Source organism: Faecalibacterium sp. 3 (genome assembly GCF_048323735.1).
GTDB classification, from domain to species: Bacteria; Bacillota; Clostridia; order Oscillospirales; family Ruminococcaceae; genus Faecalibacterium; species Faecalibacterium wellingii.
Genome location: NZ_JBLWFN010000001.1, coordinates 216,579 through 233,695, shown reverse-complemented (window position 1 = coordinate 233,695; position 17,117 = coordinate 216,579). Strand labels below are relative to the sequence as shown.

Annotated in this window: 18 protein-coding genes; 5 read left to right on the top strand and 13 right to left on the bottom strand. The window is 57.2% G+C overall.

Going from position 1 to position 17,117, the window contains the following annotated elements:
* Positions 1-189: 189 nt before the first annotated feature.
* From ACNSPV_RS01050 to ACNSPV_RS01040, 3 genes are all read right to left on the bottom strand, one after another.
* Positions 190-1,533 carry an MATE family efflux transporter gene (locus tag ACNSPV_RS01050; protein ID WP_348584899.1) on the bottom strand — a complete coding sequence of 448 codons (1,344 nt, stop codon included), beginning with the start codon at positions 1,531-1,533 and terminating at the stop codon, positions 190-192.
* A gap of 220 nt (positions 1,534-1,753) precedes the next feature.
* Entirely contained in the window at positions 1,754-2,743 is a 990-nt protein-coding gene (locus ACNSPV_RS01045; protein WP_348584900.1) for a 3'-5' exonuclease, read from the bottom strand.
* An 18-nt stretch (positions 2,744-2,761) separates the two neighbouring features.
* On the bottom strand, positions 2,762-3,577 hold the full coding sequence (locus ACNSPV_RS01040) for a Cof-type HAD-IIB family hydrolase (RefSeq protein WP_348584902.1): 816 nt from the start codon (positions 3,575-3,577) through the stop codon (positions 2,762-2,764).
* 99 nt (positions 3,578-3,676) lie between these two features.
* Between ACNSPV_RS01040 and ACNSPV_RS01035 the strand changes: the two genes are divergently transcribed.
* A complete protein-coding gene (locus tag ACNSPV_RS01035; protein WP_348584903.1) occupies positions 3,677-3,874 on the top strand; it encodes a hypothetical protein in 198 nt (65 codons plus the stop codon).
* A gap of 17 nt (positions 3,875-3,891) precedes the next feature.
* Positions 3,892-5,439 carry an alkaline phosphatase gene (locus ACNSPV_RS01030; protein WP_348584904.1) on the top strand — a complete coding sequence of 516 codons (1,548 nt, stop codon included), beginning with the start codon at positions 3,892-3,894 and terminating at the stop codon, positions 5,437-5,439.
* A gap of 231 nt (positions 5,440-5,670) precedes the next feature.
* On the opposite strand, the gene mscL is transcribed toward ACNSPV_RS01030, so the two are convergent.
* The 7 genes from mscL to ACNSPV_RS00995 form a co-directional block, all read right to left on the bottom strand.
* A complete protein-coding gene (mscL, locus tag ACNSPV_RS01025; RefSeq protein ID WP_249237400.1) occupies positions 5,671-6,123 on the bottom strand; it encodes a large conductance mechanosensitive channel protein MscL in 453 nt (150 codons plus the stop codon).
* A gap of 171 nt (positions 6,124-6,294) precedes the next feature.
* On the bottom strand, positions 6,295-6,786 hold the full coding sequence (locus ACNSPV_RS01020) for a hypothetical protein (RefSeq protein ID WP_044953969.1): 492 nt from the start codon (positions 6,784-6,786) through the stop codon (positions 6,295-6,297).
* A 306-nt stretch (positions 6,787-7,092) separates the two neighbouring features.
* A complete protein-coding gene (locus ACNSPV_RS01015) occupies positions 7,093-7,893 on the bottom strand; it encodes a gluconate 5-dehydrogenase (protein ID WP_348584905.1) in 801 nt (266 codons plus the stop codon).
* Between the two features lie 216 nt (positions 7,894-8,109).
* Positions 8,110-8,958, bottom strand: coding sequence for a 5-dehydro-4-deoxy-D-glucuronate isomerase (gene kduI, locus ACNSPV_RS01010; protein WP_249237397.1), 849 nt, complete (start codon positions 8,956-8,958; stop codon positions 8,110-8,112).
* Between the two features lie 19 nt (positions 8,959-8,977).
* The gene (locus ACNSPV_RS01005) at positions 8,978-10,003 is read right to left on the bottom strand and encodes a sugar kinase (RefSeq protein WP_097777423.1); all 1,026 of its coding nucleotides are present in this window, start codon (positions 10,001-10,003) and stop codon (positions 8,978-8,980) included.
* Between the two features lie 93 nt (positions 10,004-10,096).
* Positions 10,097-11,059: a bifunctional 4-hydroxy-2-oxoglutarate aldolase/2-dehydro-3-deoxy-phosphogluconate aldolase gene (gene eda, locus ACNSPV_RS01000; RefSeq protein WP_348584906.1), complete on the bottom strand. Its 963-nt coding sequence runs from the start codon at positions 11,057-11,059 to the stop codon at positions 10,097-10,099.
* A gap of 223 nt (positions 11,060-11,282) precedes the next feature.
* Positions 11,283-12,194, bottom strand: a complete 912-nt coding sequence (locus ACNSPV_RS00995; protein ID WP_348584907.1) for a Cof-type HAD-IIB family hydrolase — start codon at positions 12,192-12,194, stop codon at positions 11,283-11,285.
* A 138-nt stretch (positions 12,195-12,332) separates the two neighbouring features.
* Between ACNSPV_RS00995 and ACNSPV_RS00990 the strand changes: the two genes are divergently transcribed.
* From ACNSPV_RS00990 to ACNSPV_RS00980, 3 genes are all read left to right on the top strand, one after another.
* Positions 12,333-12,968, top strand: coding sequence for a phosphatase PAP2 family protein (locus tag ACNSPV_RS00990; protein WP_348584908.1), 636 nt, complete (start codon positions 12,333-12,335; stop codon positions 12,966-12,968).
* 182 nt (positions 12,969-13,150) lie between these two features.
* Positions 13,151-13,825, top strand: coding sequence for a GntR family transcriptional regulator (locus ACNSPV_RS00985; RefSeq protein ID WP_339395063.1), 675 nt, complete (start codon positions 13,151-13,153; stop codon positions 13,823-13,825).
* A 205-nt stretch (positions 13,826-14,030) separates the two neighbouring features.
* Entirely contained in the window at positions 14,031-14,960 is a 930-nt protein-coding gene (locus ACNSPV_RS00980; protein WP_339395064.1) for a hypothetical protein, read from the top strand.
* Between the two features lie 70 nt (positions 14,961-15,030).
* On the opposite strand, the gene ACNSPV_RS00975 is transcribed toward ACNSPV_RS00980, so the two are convergent.
* The 3 genes from ACNSPV_RS00975 to ACNSPV_RS00965 all read right to left on the bottom strand — a co-directional run bounded on the left by ACNSPV_RS00975 (position 15,031) and on the right by ACNSPV_RS00965 (position 17,117).
* A complete protein-coding gene (locus ACNSPV_RS00975) occupies positions 15,031-15,777 on the bottom strand; it encodes a J domain-containing protein (protein ID WP_249237390.1) in 747 nt (248 codons plus the stop codon).
* A gap of 95 nt (positions 15,778-15,872) precedes the next feature.
* Positions 15,873-16,715 (bottom strand): DUF5685 family protein, encoded by an 843-nt coding sequence (locus ACNSPV_RS00970; protein ID WP_348584909.1) that lies wholly within the window; start codon positions 16,713-16,715, stop codon positions 15,873-15,875.
* 6 nt (positions 16,716-16,721) lie between these two features.
* On the bottom strand, positions 16,722-17,117 hold the full coding sequence (locus tag ACNSPV_RS00965) for a hypothetical protein (protein ID WP_348584910.1): 396 nt from the start codon (positions 17,115-17,117) through the stop codon (positions 16,722-16,724).

Genomic DNA, 17,117 nt, shown 5'->3' with positions numbered 1-17,117 from the left:
TGCTCCGGCAAGCTGCGCGAAGCCATGTCTGGCGTGCAGGCTGCACTTACGGCAATCTCTTTTTTTACGACGGCAATCTCCTGCCGGGGTCTATTTTTATCATCACACGGAACACCGGCGAATTTTTTTCGCGTCACATTCTCTGTAAGGAAAACACGTCAGAACAAAGCACCTCTCCACTGCATGAAATCATTGAGATACCGCTGCTTTATCCTCTGGCCACGATCTTCTGAGCGCCGCATAGGAAATAAGGAAGTTTGCAAGCCAACCTGCCGGGACTGCAAGCCAAACAAAAGCAATGCCAAAACGCGGTGCACAAATCAAGGCAACAGACAAGCGGATTGCAAGGTTTACCATATTTGCAATAAGAAACGGCCGCATGATTCCAAGTCCGCGAAGAACGCCATCCGTTGCCATCTTGATGCCCATGAAGATGAAAAAGTAACCAAGCCATCTCATATAATCACCGGACACCTGATAGGCCAACGCGGTTCCGTCTTTTCCCAAGAACAGCGAGGAAATCTGTGTGTGCAGTGTTTCAATGACCACGAAAGCAAGAACTGCAAAGCATAGATCCAACACCAGTGCAGCATGATAACCTTTTTTGATACGCTCAAGTTTCTTTGCGCCAAGATTCTGGGATACAAACGGCGAAACTGCATTGCCGATGGATACGAAGATCAGCGAAAAAACATTTTCTACCCGCATCGTTGCCGCATACCCGGCAAGTGCCTGTGTGCCGAAGGGATTTACCACTGCCTGCACGATCATCATACCGATAGACACTGTGGACTGCTGCAAAACCGATGGTACCGCAATGCGAAGCATGGAATACAGCTCCTGCCGGTCGAACCTGCTAAAGGAGCTCTTGTATTGCCGCATCCGAGACAGAAAGATCAAAAACGAAAACACGGCAGAAATTCCTTGTGCGATCAAGGTCGCAAGGGCTGCACCAAACACCCCCAGACCAAGACCGGCCACCATCCAGAGATCCATAAAAATATTCAGGATCGATGAGAATATCAGCAGTCCCAACGGAATTTTGGATTCACCGATGGAAGTGAACATGGTGGAAAGAATGTTGTACATGAATAGGAACGGGAAACCCACAAAGTAGACACGCAGATACAATACGGCTTCTTCCAATATATCGGCAGGGGTCTGTAATCCGTTCATCATGAAATGGGAAAAGCAAAAGCCAAAGACACCAAGGACAACGCTTAAGATCAAAAAGCTGATCAGGGACGTTGACACAATGGTTTTCATTTTACCATAATTTTTTGCACCAAAATAGCGGCTTATAAGCACACCTGCGCCCACACCAGCACCAAGCGCCACACAAATAAAAACATTGGTCAGCGCAGCACAAGCACCAACAGCCGCAAGTGCCGAGGAGCCAACAAATTGACCAACGATTATGGAATCGGCCATATTGTATACTTGTTGAAAAAAGCTGCCAAGGATCATCGGCAGCGCAAAAACAGTCAGCGCTTTAAGGGGTGGATCTGTGATCAAATATTCATCTTTCGACATGATTCTATTCCTTCCCAAAATCGTTTATCGCAAATTTTATCGCAACTCAAGAAATGAGTGCAGCATTCAAACGGCATCTTTGCGATATGCAATTCACCGCTGTTGCATTAAAAAGTTGAATTGCTATAAAATCGACCAGACAGCCTTAATGGGAAGTGCGAAGGCTTCTCACGCTGGTGGACTGGCGAGTGCAGGCGGGACGGAGCAGCCGGTGCCGCTTTTACTCCGCAGCCTGTTTTTCTGCGCGGGCCTTCATCCGCTCCAGCTGGGCGGTGCGCTGCTTCTCCCAGCGGTCAAGGGAGGCGTCATCCGGCATCTGGAGACAGCGGGCGTAGCTCCAGTGCAGGCCGTCGCGGCGGGCAAGCTTGTACCGCTGGAATACGCCTTTGCCTGCAGCGCTGCCGCTGCCGGCGCACCGGGGGCACTGGCTCAGGGTGTACCAGCTGTTGCTGCCCTTTTTCAGCCACACATCGTCCGGCTTGAGCGGTGCACCGCACTCCGGGCAGTTCATGGTGTAAATTTTGGGGTCGGTGCGCCAGGTGTACTGCTCCACGTAGCCGTGGAACACCTCAAAATCCCGGTAGTCGCCGGGGGCCGGGCACAGGCTGGCCCGCAGGGCTTCGTCCTCGGTGGGGTAGGCCGCAAGGCCCGCCCGCAGGTCCAGCAGACGGCAGACATCGGCGGTGTACAGCGTATCGGAAAGTGCATCGTGGAACTGCCGCTCCATGGGGATACCCATGCGGGTGACGACGCTTTCCAGCGTCATGCCCTCGCCCTCCTTGCGGGGGTGCTCCCGCAGGAACACCTGCTGCAGGTCGTACCAGACGGTGGGCCTGGACTCGTCAATATTGCACAGGTAAAGGTTCTGCTTGAGCACGGGCACATCGTCCATGCCCCACTCAGCAAACTCGGCGTCCGGGCCGCACCACTGCATAAAGCGGCGCAGGCCCTGCACGATGGGCTCCCCCTTGTCCAGATCGGCCTGCGTCAGGCCGGTGACCTTGGCGATGTGGTGCTGCAGCTTGCGGAAGATGCGGGGGCGCAGATGGATGGAAAAGGTATCCAGCACGTTGGCGTCCTCGTCGATCTTTACGGCGCCGATCTCTACGATCTCGCCCCGGAAGGTCTGCTGCACGCCGTGATAATTAAAGGTATACGGCTGGTAGCCGATGTTCCATTCCAGATCAAATAAAACCAGATTGCGCGGCATTGTTTTGTGTTCCTCTCGTTACTTTAAAATAAACTTCTCCACGGCCTCAGCCACGCCGTCGTGATCGTTGTCGGCAGCGGTCACATAATCGGCGCAGTCCTTTACCGGGTCTTCGGCGTTCTGCATCGCCACGCCCACACCGGCGTAGGCGATCATGGAGCGGTCGTTCAGGCCGTCGCCGCAGGCCATCAGGTTATCGCGGGTCAGGCCCATGCGCTCCAAAAGGGCGGCAAGGCTGCCGTCCTTGGCCACGCCCAGCGGTACGGCTTCAATGAAGAACGGGCTGGAGGGGTACAGGTCGATGCGGCCATCGAACTGCTGCCTGCCTGCGGCCCACACTTCGTCCCGGCGGGCAGGGTCCAGTGTGATGAGCATTTTGCAGATGGGGTAATCCACATACTTTGCCAGATCGTCCACGCCGGTCATGGGCAGCTTGCAGGTAAAGCATTCGCGCAGGGCCCACTTGTCATCCGGGTGCTCGGTGACAACGCCCTCTTTATTATAGGTGATAATGGTCACGTTCTGTGCGGCGGCAAAGGCGCACAGCTCGGGTACGTACTGGGCATCCAGCTGTTTCTGGTACAAAGTCTCGCCGGTGCGGCAGTCGATGATCTTGCCGCCGTTGTAAGACAGGATGCAGCCGCCTTTTTTGTCCAGCCCCAGTTCCTTTGCCAGCGGCAGCACGCCCGCGGTGGGACGGCCGGATGCCAGCACGATGGTAACGCCCTTTGCAATGGCGGCATCCAGTGCAGCCCGGGTGCGGGGCGTGACCTCCTTTTGGCTGTTGGTCAGGGTGCCGTCCAGATCCAGCGCCAGAACTTTGATCTCTGCCATAAAAATACATTCCTCTCCATCTATATAAAGGTAAAAAAGCACTTACTCTTTTATTGTACAATGAAATGCGTCCGATTTTCAACCCTTCCGGCGCGGTTTGTGGAAAAAGAGCGCCGCCTGCACAGGATTTTACATCATTTTCCGGGTTTTTACGTTGAAGGGGCAGCGCACGCACCGGTTTTACCAAAGCTTTGCGGCGGCATGGTTTTTCCGCAGGCGGCGGTGCGCTACAATATAGACGTTCCCGAAAGACAAAAAACGGTGCCTGAGGCAGGCCCGCCGCATTTGATTGGATAAAAAGAGAGGATCACGTTATGAAAGAAAATAAGATCTCCCGCCGCAGTTTTCTGAAGTTTGGTGCAGCCGCTTCCGCTGCCGGCATGATGGCCGCAGCACCCGTGGCTGCAAGTGCAGCCCAGCCGGACGCCGCTGTTGCCGAGGATGAGGAGAACGGCCTGCTGGACCTGTTCAAGAAACCCAAGTACATCTTCCTGTTCATCGGTGACGGCATGGGCACCGCCCAGATCCAGTCTGCCCGCTTCTACAAGGGCACCGTGGACAACAACGGCGCTGTGACCGAGGCCGACCTGAGCTTCACCGGCTTCCCCACCGTGGGCAGCGTGACCACCTACGACAGCACCTCCTTCTGCCCGGACTCCGCATCCACCGCAACCTCCATTGCTACCGGCCACAAGACTGAGAGCGGCGTCATCAACATGTGCCCCTGGACCCGCGATGTGCCCTATGAGACCATTGCCGAAAAGCTGCACGCCCAGAAGGGCTACAAGGTGGGCGTCATCTCCTCGGTCAACATCGACCACGCCACTCCCGCCGCCTTCTACGCCCATCAGAAGACCCGCAAGAACTACTACCAGATCGGCGTGGAGCTGGCAAACTCCGGCTTTGAATACTTTGCCGGCGGCGAGTTCCAGAAGGTGAACGGCGACGGCACCGGCCCCAACAACCACGAGGTGGCTGCTCAGGCAGGCTACAATGTGGTCACCACGCAGGCAGGCGCGGCTGCCCTGACCGCAGGCGCAGACAAGACCCTGATCATTGCCGAGAATCTGGCAGACGGCAAGGCCATGAACTACGCCATGGACGCCGCTGCAGGCGAGTGGCAGCTGACCGATTACGTCAAGAAGGGCATCGAGCTGCTGGAAAACCCCAAGGGTTTCTTCCTGATGACCGAGTCCGGCAAGATCGACTGGGCCTGCCACGCCAACGATGCCGCTGCTTCCATCCACGATGTGCTGGAGCTGAGCAACGCCGTGCAGGCAGCTGTGGAGTTCCAGAACAAGCACCCCAACGAGACCCTGATCCTTGTCACCGCCGACCACGAGACCGGCGGTATGGCCATCGGCTACAAGACCACCAACTACGACACCTTCCTGACCAATCTGGCCCACCAGAAGATGTCTTACGCAAAGTTTGATTCTACCTATGTGCAGAACTACATCGCCAACAAGACCCCCTTTGAAGCTGCCATGCAGGATGTGAAGGCAAACTTCGGTCTGACCCTGCCCACCGACCCGGATGCCGCCAGCGCCGGCAAGCTGCTGCTGACCGACTACGAGGTGCAGAACCTGCGCACCGCCTACGAGCGTACCCTGAAGGTCGGCTCTGCCAGCCAGAAGGAAATGTCTCAGCAGGACTACGAGCTGTACGGCACCTACATCCCCTTCAGCATGGCCATCTGCCATACCATCAACCATAAATCCGGCATGGACCACACCACCTACGCTCACACCGGTGCCATGGTGAACGTCTACGCCAACGGCGTGGGTGCGGAGAAGTTCGGCGGCGTGTTCGACAACACCGAGATCTTCCACAAGCTGGCCGACCTGACCAAGGTCAAGTAAAGCTTCACCAGACCGATCTTCCACATTTTTCCCGGATAAAATAAAACCTCCCCGCTCTGGAACCGCAGCGACTGCGGCCGGGCAGGGAGGTTTTGCGTTGATTATGCTGTTTGCCTTTGCGGCTCCGCCGGTGAAAAAACAAATCGGGAAAGTTCGCAGACTTTCCCGATTTGTAATTTGGAAAATGATTCCGCTGAATATGGCCAGAGCAAAGCGGAGGCCATTCAAAATTTAATTGTTGATCTCCGGGAAGCCCTCCAGCTTGCTGGTGCAGTGGGGGCAGCGCACCGCCTTGATGGAGATCTCGCTCTGGCAGTAGGGGCACACCTTGGTGGTGGGCTCTGCGGGAGCTTCCGGCTCAGCAGGCTTCTTGTGCAGGGAGTTGACGAACTTGATGACCACGAACAGCACGAATGCCACGATCAGGAAGTTGATGACGGCATTGATAAAGGAACCGATGCCGATCATCACATCGCCCACATGGATGCCGACGTCCGAGAAATCGGCGTTGAAAAACAGGCCGATGGCGGGGTTGATGATGTCGTTCACCAGTGAGTTGACGATGGCGGTAAAAGCACCGCCGATGACAACGCCGACTGCCATGTCCAGCACATTGCCGCGCATGGCAAAGGCCTTGAACTCTTCAAAAAACTTTTTGATGCCCTTGACTTCTTTTTCTGCCATAAGGAAATCCACTCCTTTACTCCCTTTGTGCCGCAAGGGAACGTATTTGCTTTTATGATAGCGGATTTTTGGCGTGATTGCAAGGGAAAATGACAGCCTCAGCCCGCTTTTGGCAAAAAATAAAACGGGAAAGCCCGCAGACTTTCCCGTTTTACAGTGATGAAACAGTTCTTACTTTTCCGGTGCAGTAAAAGCGATAGGGGTAGCACCTGCAGCGGCATCCACACTCAGCAGGGAGATGGGAGCGACCTCGTAGTGCAGGGTCTCAAAGCTCTGAGTCTGGCCGTCCTCGGTGGTGAACTCCAGAATGTAGGTCACGTCGGACTGCTTGTCAGCCTCCACGTCGCGGGTGATGACGATGTTCTCGCCGTCAGCCAGACCGTTCTCGCCGGCCAAATTGTCGCCCTTCTCGTCGCTGCCTGCATCGTACAGGTACAGCTCGGTGACGGTAGAACCGGTGGTGTTGTACACAGTGTACTCAGCGGTGGTGGGCTCAGCTGCTTCGCTGGAAGCAGCCTCAGAGCTTGCAGCCTCGGAAGAAGCGGCAGCAGAAGAAGCCACAGAAGAGGAAGCGGCGGTGGAGGATGCAGAAGAACCGCAGGCGGTCATGCCAACAGCCAGTGCTGCAGCGGCAGCAACGATCGCAATGTTCTTGAGTTTCATGTGAAATATACTCCTTTGAAATTTCTTCGTATTCAGATCAACCAACAGGGTGTGATGGATGATGAAGACGATTATACGGGAATTTCGACAAAAAATCAAGACGCCTATGTGCATTTTCGACGATGAAACAGGAACTGTTACCGATTTGACATGAAATTGGAACATTTTAACATGAGTTAACATGAAGCAAAGTTTTGCAGGAAAGGCCGCTTGCCGCTTCGTAAAAAAAAACAGCCCCATGCAGACTTTGGCCTGCACAGAGCTGTCTGGTCGGAAGGTTAAAGAAGGCGCAGTGCCCCAATGGCTTTACTTGGGCTGGCGGCCGATGTAAGCCAGAATGCCGCCGTCGGCGTACAGGATCTGGCCGTTCACAAAGTCGGAAGCGTGGCTTGCAAGGAACACGCAGGGGCCCACCATGTCGTCCGGCTCACCCCAGCGGCCTGCGGGGGTCTTGGCGGTGATGAACTGGTCGAAGGGGTGGCGGCTGCCGTCCGGCTGCACCTCCCGCAGGGGTGCGGTCTGGGCAGTGGCGATGTAGCCGGGGCCCATGCCGTTGCACTGGATGTTGTACTCACCGTACTCGGAAGCGATATTCTTGGTGAGCATCTTCAGTGCACCCTTGGCGGCGGCGTAGGCAGAGACGGTCTCGCGGCCCAGCTCGCTCATCATGGAGCAGATGTTGATGATCTTGCCCTCGCGCCTTTCCATCATGTCCGGCAGAACGGCCTTGGAGCAGTTGAAGGCACCGCCTACATGCACGTCGATGACCCGCATGAAGTCGGCGTGGCTCATCTCGATCATGGGCACCCGCTTCATCAGACCGGCGTTGTTCACCAGAATGTCCACAGGGCCCACCTCGGCCTTGATCTTTGCCACCATGGTGTTCACAGCGTCCTCGTCGGACACATCTGCCACATAGCCGTGGGCGTCGATGCCGACAGCCTTGTAGGCGGCAAGACCTTTCTCCAGACTTGCCTCGGAGGAGCAGTTGAAGCAGACGGTTGCACCGCACTGGGCCATGCCCTCGGCGATGGAGAAGCCGATGCCGTGGGCACCGCCGGTGATCAGAGCAACCTTGCCCTGCAGATTGAAAGCGGAAAGATCCATGATTTTCTCCTTCTCAAGTTAAATAACCCTCTCAGTCTGCTTCGCAGCCAGCTCCCCCGAAGGGGGAGCTTTTAGATACGTTGAGGAAAGATGGATAAAAACCTCGCCCTTCGGGAGAGGTGGCATCGCGCAGCAATGACGGAGAAGGTTCAAGTTAAATTTTTAGCAAAAAGCCCCGTACCGGTTACCCGGTACGGGGCTTTTGAATGGTGCTTTTTAGCGCAGGTCAGTGGTAGCGATGTTGTCCATGTCGTCAAACTCCATGTTCTCGCCGCCCATTGCCCAGATAAACGTATAGTTCGAGGTGCCTACGCCGCTGTGGATGCTCCAGGAGGGGCTGATGACAGCATCCTCGTTGTGCATCACGATGTGACGGGTCTGGGTAGGCTCGCCGCACATGTGGAACACCACCTGCCCCTCGGGCAGTTCAAAGTAGGTATAAATCTCCATGCGCCGCTCGTGGGTGTGGCTGGGCATCGTGTTCCAGTTGGAACCGGCGTCCAGTTCGGTCATACCCATGCTCAGCTGGCAGGTCTTCAGCACATCCGGGTGGATGAACTGGTTGATGGTGCGCTTGTTGCAGGTCTCGACGCTGCCCAGAGGACGGTGATTTGCATCAGCCATCTTGATCAGGCGGGTCTCGTAAGAGCAATGTGCGGGAGCGGACACCATGTAGAACTTGGCGGGATGCTCCGGGTCGGCGGAAGCAAAGGTGACTTCCTTGGTGCCCTTGGTGATGTACAGGCAGTCCTTGTAGCCCAGCTCGTACTTCACGCCGTCGGCCACCACGATGCCGGTGGAATCCTTGCCGATGTTGAACATGCCGATCTCGCGGCGCTCCAGAAAGTAGTGGGTACCGAAGTTTGCCCACACGTCGATGCCCTTGTCGATGGACACGGTCTCGTGCACCGGCATGCAGCCCAGCGTGACCATACGGTCCACATGGCTGTACACAGCAACGACCTCATCGGCCTTGTACAGGCCGGTGATGAGCATTTCGTCCCGCATTTCCTCAGTGGTATAGCGCTTGAAATCCTTCTGGTTGCAGGAGTAGCGGATATCCATTGTGGACTCCTTCCTGCAATTAGCGCTGGATACGGCCGGAACCGTCGCCGCCAGCCAGCTTCTCGACCTCGGACACGGTCATCATGTTGTAGTCGCCCTCGATGGAGTGCTTCAGAGCAGAAGCAGCAACAGCGAACTCAACAGCTTCCTGAGTGGTCTTGCCGGTCAGCAGGCTGTAGATCAGGCCGCCGCCGAAGGAGTCACCGCCGCCAACGCGGTCGATGATGTGCAGGTCGTACTTCTTGGAGAAGCAGTACTCATTGGAAGCAACGTCGTACAGCATAGCGCTCCAGCCGTTGTCGAAGGCGCTGTGGCTCTCACGCAGGGTGATAGCGACCTTCTCGAAGTGGAACTTGTCAGCCAGCTGCTTGGCAACGCTCTTGTAGCCCTCAGCATTCAGCTTGCCGCCGTAGATATCGGTAGCCTCGGCCTCGATGCCGAACACGTCCTTTGCGTCCTCCTCGTTGGAGATGCAGACGTCAACATACTGGCACAGGTCAGTCATGGCAGCGCGGGCCTGCTCACGGGTCCACAGCTTGCCGCGGTAGTTCAGGTCGCAGCTGATCTTCACGCCGTGTGCCTTAGCAGCCTTGCAGGCCTCGCGGCAGATCTCGACGACGTTCTCGCCCAGAGCCGGGGTGATGCCGGTGAAGTGGAACCAGTCCACGCCCTCGAAGATCTTATCCCAATCAAAGTCGGAGGGCTGAGCCAGCTGGATGGCGCTGTTGGCGCGGTCGTAGATGCAGACGGAACCACGCTGAGAAGCACCCTTCTCGTTGTAGTAGATGCCAACGCGATCGCCGCCGCGGGTGATCATGCTGGTGTCAACGCCGTAACGGCGCAGGCTGTTGACAGCGGCCTGACCGATTGCGTGTGCGGGGAGCTTGGTGACGAAGGCTGCGTCCAGACCGTAGTTGGCCAGAGAAACAGCAACGTTTGCCTCGCCGCCGCCGAAGGTGAACTCCAGGCTGTTAGCCTGAACGAAACGCTCGTAGTTGAACGGCTGCAGACGGACCATCAGTTCGCCAAAAGTAACAACTTTCATTGGGTATTCTCCTTTTATTTACAGGTGTTTATGACCTTCTGCTGCGGGGCATCCCCGGCGCAGCAGGGCTTTCACGGATAGGGGAGCCGGAGCTCAGGCCTGGACCAGATGGAATGCGAAGCCGCCGATCTCGTCTGCAAAGTAGCAGGCGATGGTCTTGCCGTTCTTCACGTTCTTGCTGTCCAGATCGAACTTCACGCCGCGCTGAGACAGGTGGTAGATGGCACGGTCGACGTTGTTGCAGCCGATGGCGATGTGGCCATTGGTGCCGCGGCCGGGCTTCTTCATGATCTCAAACTCCTTGTTGCCCACATAGATGCTGGAATTGCCGGGAGCGACCTTCATGTTCAGCAGGCTGCCGATGAGGTTTGCCATCTTCATGGCCTCTTCCTCGTTCTCGGTGTTGATGCCGACGTGCATCAGCTTCAGGCCCAGCATGGTGTCAACCGCTTCCTTGCTCTGAGCGGTGATCTTAGCCCAGTCGTGAGCCTTGATCACGTCGCTCTTGCACATCCAGGTGCCGCCGACAGCAAAGATCTGGTCGTAGCCCAGATAGTCGTTGACGTTCTTTGCGTTGACGCCGCCGGTGCACATCCAGCGTGCGCTCTTCAGGGCTGCGCCGATGTTCTTCAGCATGCCGACACCGCCGTTTGCCTCAGCGGGGAAGAACTTCAGGGCCTCGCAGCCCATGTTCATAGCCTGCTGCATCTCGCCTGCAGAGCAGGTGCCGGGCATCATGATACCGCCCTTGTCGATGACGTGCTTGCAGACCTCGGGGTCAAAGCCGGGAGCAACGATGAAGGATGCGCCTGCTGCCATTGCACGGTCAGCCTGCTCGGTGGTCAGGACAGTGCCTGCGCCCAACAGCATCTCGGGCATCTCCTCGTGGATCTTGCGGATGCAATCCTCAGCACATGCGGTGCGGAAGGTGACCTCAGCTGCGGGCAGACCGCCGTCAGCCAGAGCCTTGCACAGGGGCAGGGCTTCATCAACGCTGTTGAAAGCGATAACAGGGATAATGCCGATCTGATAGACCTTTTCTACGATGGGATTCATAAATGCATTTCTCCTTTTTGAATTTAACTTTCTCGGTGCGCGTGGGCTGCCGTTTGGGCATGGTACACCCATCGTGCGCTTGTAATATTAGTATAAACGACGGAAACAAGTTTGGTAATGCTCAACAAGCACAATGTTTTGCATAATAGCTTGTATACATTGCACAAAAATGACGAATGACCTGAAAAGCAGGGCCGTTTTGCCCCGGTTTGCCCCTGTTTACTCAGATGCCGAGCTTCCGGAACAGCTCTGCAACGCCGTCGTGATCGCAGTCGGCCTCGCTCACAAGGTCGCCCAGCGCCTTGATCTGGGGCATGCCGTTTGCCATCACGGCGGCAATGCCCGCCTTTTCCAGCATGGCGCGGTCGTTCTCGCTGTCGCCCACCGCCAGAGTATTCTCGTGGGGGATGCCCAGCCGGTCGGCCAGAGCCAGCAGGGCGCTGCCCTTGTCCACACCGGCAGCGGTCACTTCAATGTTGTCCGGCGAGCCCTGCACCACCTCCACGCCCGGGATGGCCTGAAATCCCGGCAGAGCGGCGGCGGTCTTTTCGATGCTGTCAAAGAACATGCACAGCTTCTCGATCTCGTGGGCGTGGCGGGACATCCAGCTCTCGATGCCGGGGATGACGGTAAAGCGGCCGTCGGTCAGGTTCTGCCGGGCCTCGGAGGAGAGAAAGTGGGTGGTGCGGGAGGCAAGCTTTGCGATGCCCTCCGGCGTTTTGATGGCAAGACCATCGCAGAACACGCTCAGTTCACCATCGTACTGCTGGAACAGGGCAAAGACCTCCCGCGCAGTCTCCGTCGGCATCAGACGGTGCAGCAGGCAGGCGGGCTCACTGGTATGGCGCTGGGCAGCATTGGAGTAGCGGCTGTACACGGCACCCATGGGGTCGTCGCCCAGATCCCACACGGCCGCACCGTTGGAGGTGATGGCATACCGGATGCCGGGCAGCTTTGCCACCACAGGCGGCAGGCTGGCCAGCGGACGGCCGGTGGCAGGCACCACGGCCACGCCGTGCGCCACAGCGCGGGCGATGGCTTCGCGGGTGGCAGGGGTGACTTCGTTGTTCCGGCTCAGCAGAGTGCCGTCCAGATCCAGCGCAACAAGGCGGACAGAGGGAAAACTTTGCAACATAAAGGCTCCTTTTATAATCGGTACAATTTCCACAGAAAAAAGCTCTCTGTCTATTTTATCGCACCGCATGGGTTTGCGCAAGATGGCGGGATGTGGTATAATCATACGTCAACACATTGAAATTATAGGAGAAATACCATGAATCGCAAGCAGCTGCGGGCCCGGTGCCGCCCGCATTTGTGGTTTCAGCTGTACTGGGTGGTGTACCTCATCTGGTTCTTCTGGCTGGACCTTACCATCACAGATCCCAAATACATCATCCACAGCAGGATCGACGACCGGATCCCCTTCAACGAGTGGTTCATCTTTCCGTATTGCAGCTGGTTTCTGCTGCTGGCCGGGGTGACGGCGCTGCTGTGGTGGTGCGACACCCAAAGCTATGATAAGCTCTGCCTGACCATGTTCTCGGGCATGACCTTCTGTCTGATCCTCTATATGCTGCTGCCCAACGGTCTGGACCTGCGCCCCACGGCAGAGGCGATAGGACGCAGCAACATTGCCATGAGCATCCTGAATCTGATCTGGAAGGCGGATGCATCGGTGAACGTGTGCCCGTCCATCCACTGCCAGAGCTCGGCCTGCATGGCGCTGGCCTTCACCAACAGCCGTCTGGCAAAGGACCGCCCGGCCCTGAAAGTGCTGGCATGGGTGTGGGCGGCGCTGATCTGCGCTTCCACGGTGTTCACCAAACAGCACTCCATCATAGATGTGGTGTGCGGTCTGGCCGTGGCCTTCGTGTGGGTGCCGGTGGTGTACCGCCCTGCAGGAAAATGACCAAAAGTCCCCGGCCGGGGGCTTTTCTTGCGCACGGGCGCGGACAAATGAACAAAACAGAGAAAAAAATGGGCGATTTTTAGTTGCCGTTACACTTGACAGCCGCCAGCAGGTTGGGTAATATGGTCTTACAACTTCAATACTAGTATATCAATTTTTCACCCTGAAGGGAGAGAGACCGTATGGCATCACTGAGTGCGCGCGAAATGGCCTACCAGACCCTCCGCAGCCGGATCATTACCATGGAGCTCAAGCCCGGCGACCCACTGAATGACCGTGAACTGGCAGAGGAGCTTGGCATCAGCCGCACCCCCATGCGGGAGGCACTGCTGATGCTCAATCTGGCCCGCATGGTGGACATCAAGCCCCAGAGCGGGACCCATGTGGCACCCATCAATCTGCGGCTGATGGAAATGGAGCAGTTTGCCCGCTTCACGCTGGAAAAGGAGATCCTGAACCGGCTGCGCGGCCATGTGACGCCCCAGCAGGAAGCGGAATACCGCAGGAACATCGAGGACTACCGCGTGCTGGAAGCAGATTTGACCCAGCCTGACCGTCCCACCCGGCTGCTGGAGCTGGACAATGCGTTCCACCGCAGATCCTTTGAGCTGATCGGGATGGCGGCGCACTATGACTACATGCTTGCCAGCCTGCAGCATGTGGAGCGCATCCGCAAGTTCAGCCTGCAGACCGAGGAGAACAAGTCGGTGTGCGCCACCCACACGGCAATCCTGGAAGCGCTGCTGCACGGCAGCCCGGACGATGTGAGTGAAGCACTGGAAAGCCACCTGAGCCGGTACAAGCAGTCGGTGGCGCAGGCACGCAGCATCCATCCGGAATACTTTATCGATGAATGACAAGCCGGGAGGGCCTGCTGCGAAGGCAGGCCCTCTTTTGTGCGAAAATATAAAATATTTGAATCACTTGAATCCAGTTATTGACCGAAACAGCGTTTTGCGGTAAAATCGGAGTACAACAGGGCATGGCATCATGCCGGTTCCCGATGCAGCGTGCCGGTGGGTACGGCTGCGTGATCCTTTGAAAGACAGGAGGTCTTATACGATGAAGGCCAAACGATTGATATCCTTTGTGCTGGCAGCGGCATTCATGCTCAGCGCAGCAGCAACACCGGTGTTCGCCGCCGCTGCACTGCCGCAGCAGACCGCAGCAGTGGAACAGGAAAACGGAATAGTGTCCATCCGGATCAAGGCTACGGGCAACCTTGTCTATGGTTCGGATTATAAACTGGAAGTGCAGACCACCCCTGCCGATACCCAGTATATCGGTGTCGTTGTGGGTATTGGCGGCGAGGCAAACGGCTATGTGACGCTGATGCTCTCAGATAAGATCCGCACCCTGCTCAAAATGATCCCCCTGCCGCGGGTGATGTCCAAGACGCCGGATCAGGTGGAAGAGTTCAATGTGTACAACTACCTCAAGCAGCTGATCGACGGCAACGACGTCGGCGTGCTGCTGCGGGTGGCCGATGAGGTCGTCTCGGTGATGGATGTGCTGCACTTCTATGTGCCCACCATCGATCAGGTGTCCAACGGCCTGCGTCTTGCACTGAACCTGATCCGCAAGTATCTGCCGGAGGGGGCATTCAGCCGCATTTATCTGGACGAGCAGCCGGTGGATTCCGGCAACTATGTGGCGGGTGCGCTGGCGCTGGAAAGCAGCGATATGAACACGGCAGGCTTTGCCATGTTCCGCATCAAGCCCAAGCGCGACGGTGTGCGCATGTACTGGGCCCAGCAGGCAGAACAGGCAATGACCGCCGAAGAGCTGGAAGCCTTCAACGAAGCAGCCGTGCTGGAGGTGGATGGTCAGGTGGTGCCCACCGACAAGATCCGCTATACCTATAAAAAACAGGGCTGGTTCACCGAGAGCACCAGCGAGCTGCCCACCAAGCCGGGCACCTATACGCAGACGGCAGAGATCGGCGGCAACTACAACTGCAGCAAGATCAGCCGCAATATCATCGTAAAGTAATGCTGTAACAAAAACAAGGCCCCGCACCTAAAAGGTGCGGGGCCTTGCTGTATCCTGCGGAAAAAATGGATCACATGCGGAACCGGAAGGCCCAGCCGCCGCAGCAGCAGTTGCACAACAGGTTCAGCAGGATCATGCTCCAGCACCACTGCATCAAGCCGCCGGGGCGTGCGTAGGTGGTCTGGGTGGTGCGGTAGGTCTGGCCGGGGTTCTGCATCCGGCGCAGGTGCATCTGGTATTCGGTGTTATTGGGGTCCAGCTGCACGGCGCGGCGGGCATCCTGCAGCGCATCGATGCGGTTGCCCAGCCCCTGATTGGCAAGGGAGGAAAGATAATACCACCGTGCATTGCGTCCGGTCATGCCGTCCAGCACCCGGCGGGCCTCCGCGTAGCGGCCATTGACCACAAAGTTGCGGGCGGCCTGCATTTCCGGGCTGTCGGAGCCGGAGTAGCTGGCGCCCTGCTGGCCGTAGCCCTGCTGCCCACCGAAGCCGAACCCGAAGCCGAACGGGTCGAAGCCGTCAAAACCATCAAAGCCGCCAAAACCGCCGTAACCATTCTGGTAGCCCTGCTGCTGATAGCTCTGCTGGCCGTAGCCCTGCTGGTAGCTGCCGTAGGGATTGCCGCCCTGAGGGCCGGTCTCGCCTTTGGTGATGGCGTCATAAGCCGCCTGCACCTCTTTGAAGTGCTCTTCGGCGGTGGGGTCGTTGGGGTTCAGGTCCGGGTGCCAGCGCTTGCATTTGGCGCGGTATGCTTTTTTGATCTCGTCATCGCTTGCGCCGCGCGAAACGCCCAGCACCTCATAGGGATCTCTCATGGATATACTTCCTCACGTCTCATTTCATGCAGCCGCCATTGCGGCATAACGTTTATAGTCTACCGTATTGCCGTGCAAAAATCAAGCAAAACCGCTCAAGACTGCCGGTTGCGGGCATCCTTTGCGGTCTTGCAGTTGTATTTGAGCCATACGCCGGAATACAGGATGTTGCGCAGCAGGTCTGCATCCTCTACACAGGGCAGACGCTCAAAGCTTCGGGCGCATTGTGCCAGCAGCAGCTCAAAGATCTCCTTCATTTCCTCTTCATAGCCGGGCTGGGTGCTCAGGCTTTTCAACGGATTGTAGGCACCTTTGCGCTGATCGCGTTTCAGGTCGTCGTAGGCATCCAGCAGGTAGATGAATTTGCCCAGATGGAAGCCGATGCTGCGCAGCTCCGGCGACCAGTGATCCTGCCTGTAATCGAACAGCTCAGCCATCAGCGTGCCAAAGCAGCCGGACACTGCGTCCAGATCCTCGCTGCCGGCGGCTTCGTATCCGGCCAGCCGGTCAAGGCAGGTGCGGATGGCGCTGCACTGACGGGGCCAGCGGCTCTCGGCGTCCTGTTTGCAGCCGGTAAGCAGCTTTTCGTAGCCGAGGCCCAGCAGGCTGTGGTCATCCTTCCATTTATCCTCAGCGTTGTAGTAGTGCAAAGCTACGCTCAGATCTGCACAGTAATCGGTGGGGGAGGCCGCCCGCCATTCCACACCGCCCAAGGGGTGGATGGGGCACCGGTCGTGCCCGGAAGAAACTTCGGTCTCGCCCTCGTACAGGCTGCACAGCAGCAGATTCAGAAAGGTGAGATCATAGCTCAGGGTAAAACGGCCCCGCAGGCCATGCAGTGCATCGATGCGGCGGCACAGCCCGCAGTAGGCGGTGCGGTAGCGCTTCTGCGCCTCGTCCGAAAGCGCAGCCTGATTGGGAACAACATAACCAAACATATCCGGTCAGCTCTTTTTGATGAACTGGGTGCCGCAGCGGGGGCAGGAGATCTGAATACGGCCCCGGCCCCGGGGTACGCGCAGCTTCTGGCGGCACTTGGGGCAGCGGTAGTAGTGGTAGATCTTACGGTTGGCCCACTGATCCTTCAGGGAACGGAACCTGCGGTCGATGCGGTCTTTCAGGGTGTAGTACTGGTAATTTTCCTCGGTGCGCTTGGAAATATTGCGGCTGAGAGAACGGTAGTAGCACAGGATCAGCAGAGCCAGACCCAGCCAGGTGAACAGGCTGAAGCGGGTGAGCAGCGAGAGCAGCAGCAGCACGATGGAGGCCATGCTCAGAAACTGGTTCAGGCCATCGGTGCCGTAGCGGCCGATCATAAACTGACGGAATTTTTCTTTCAT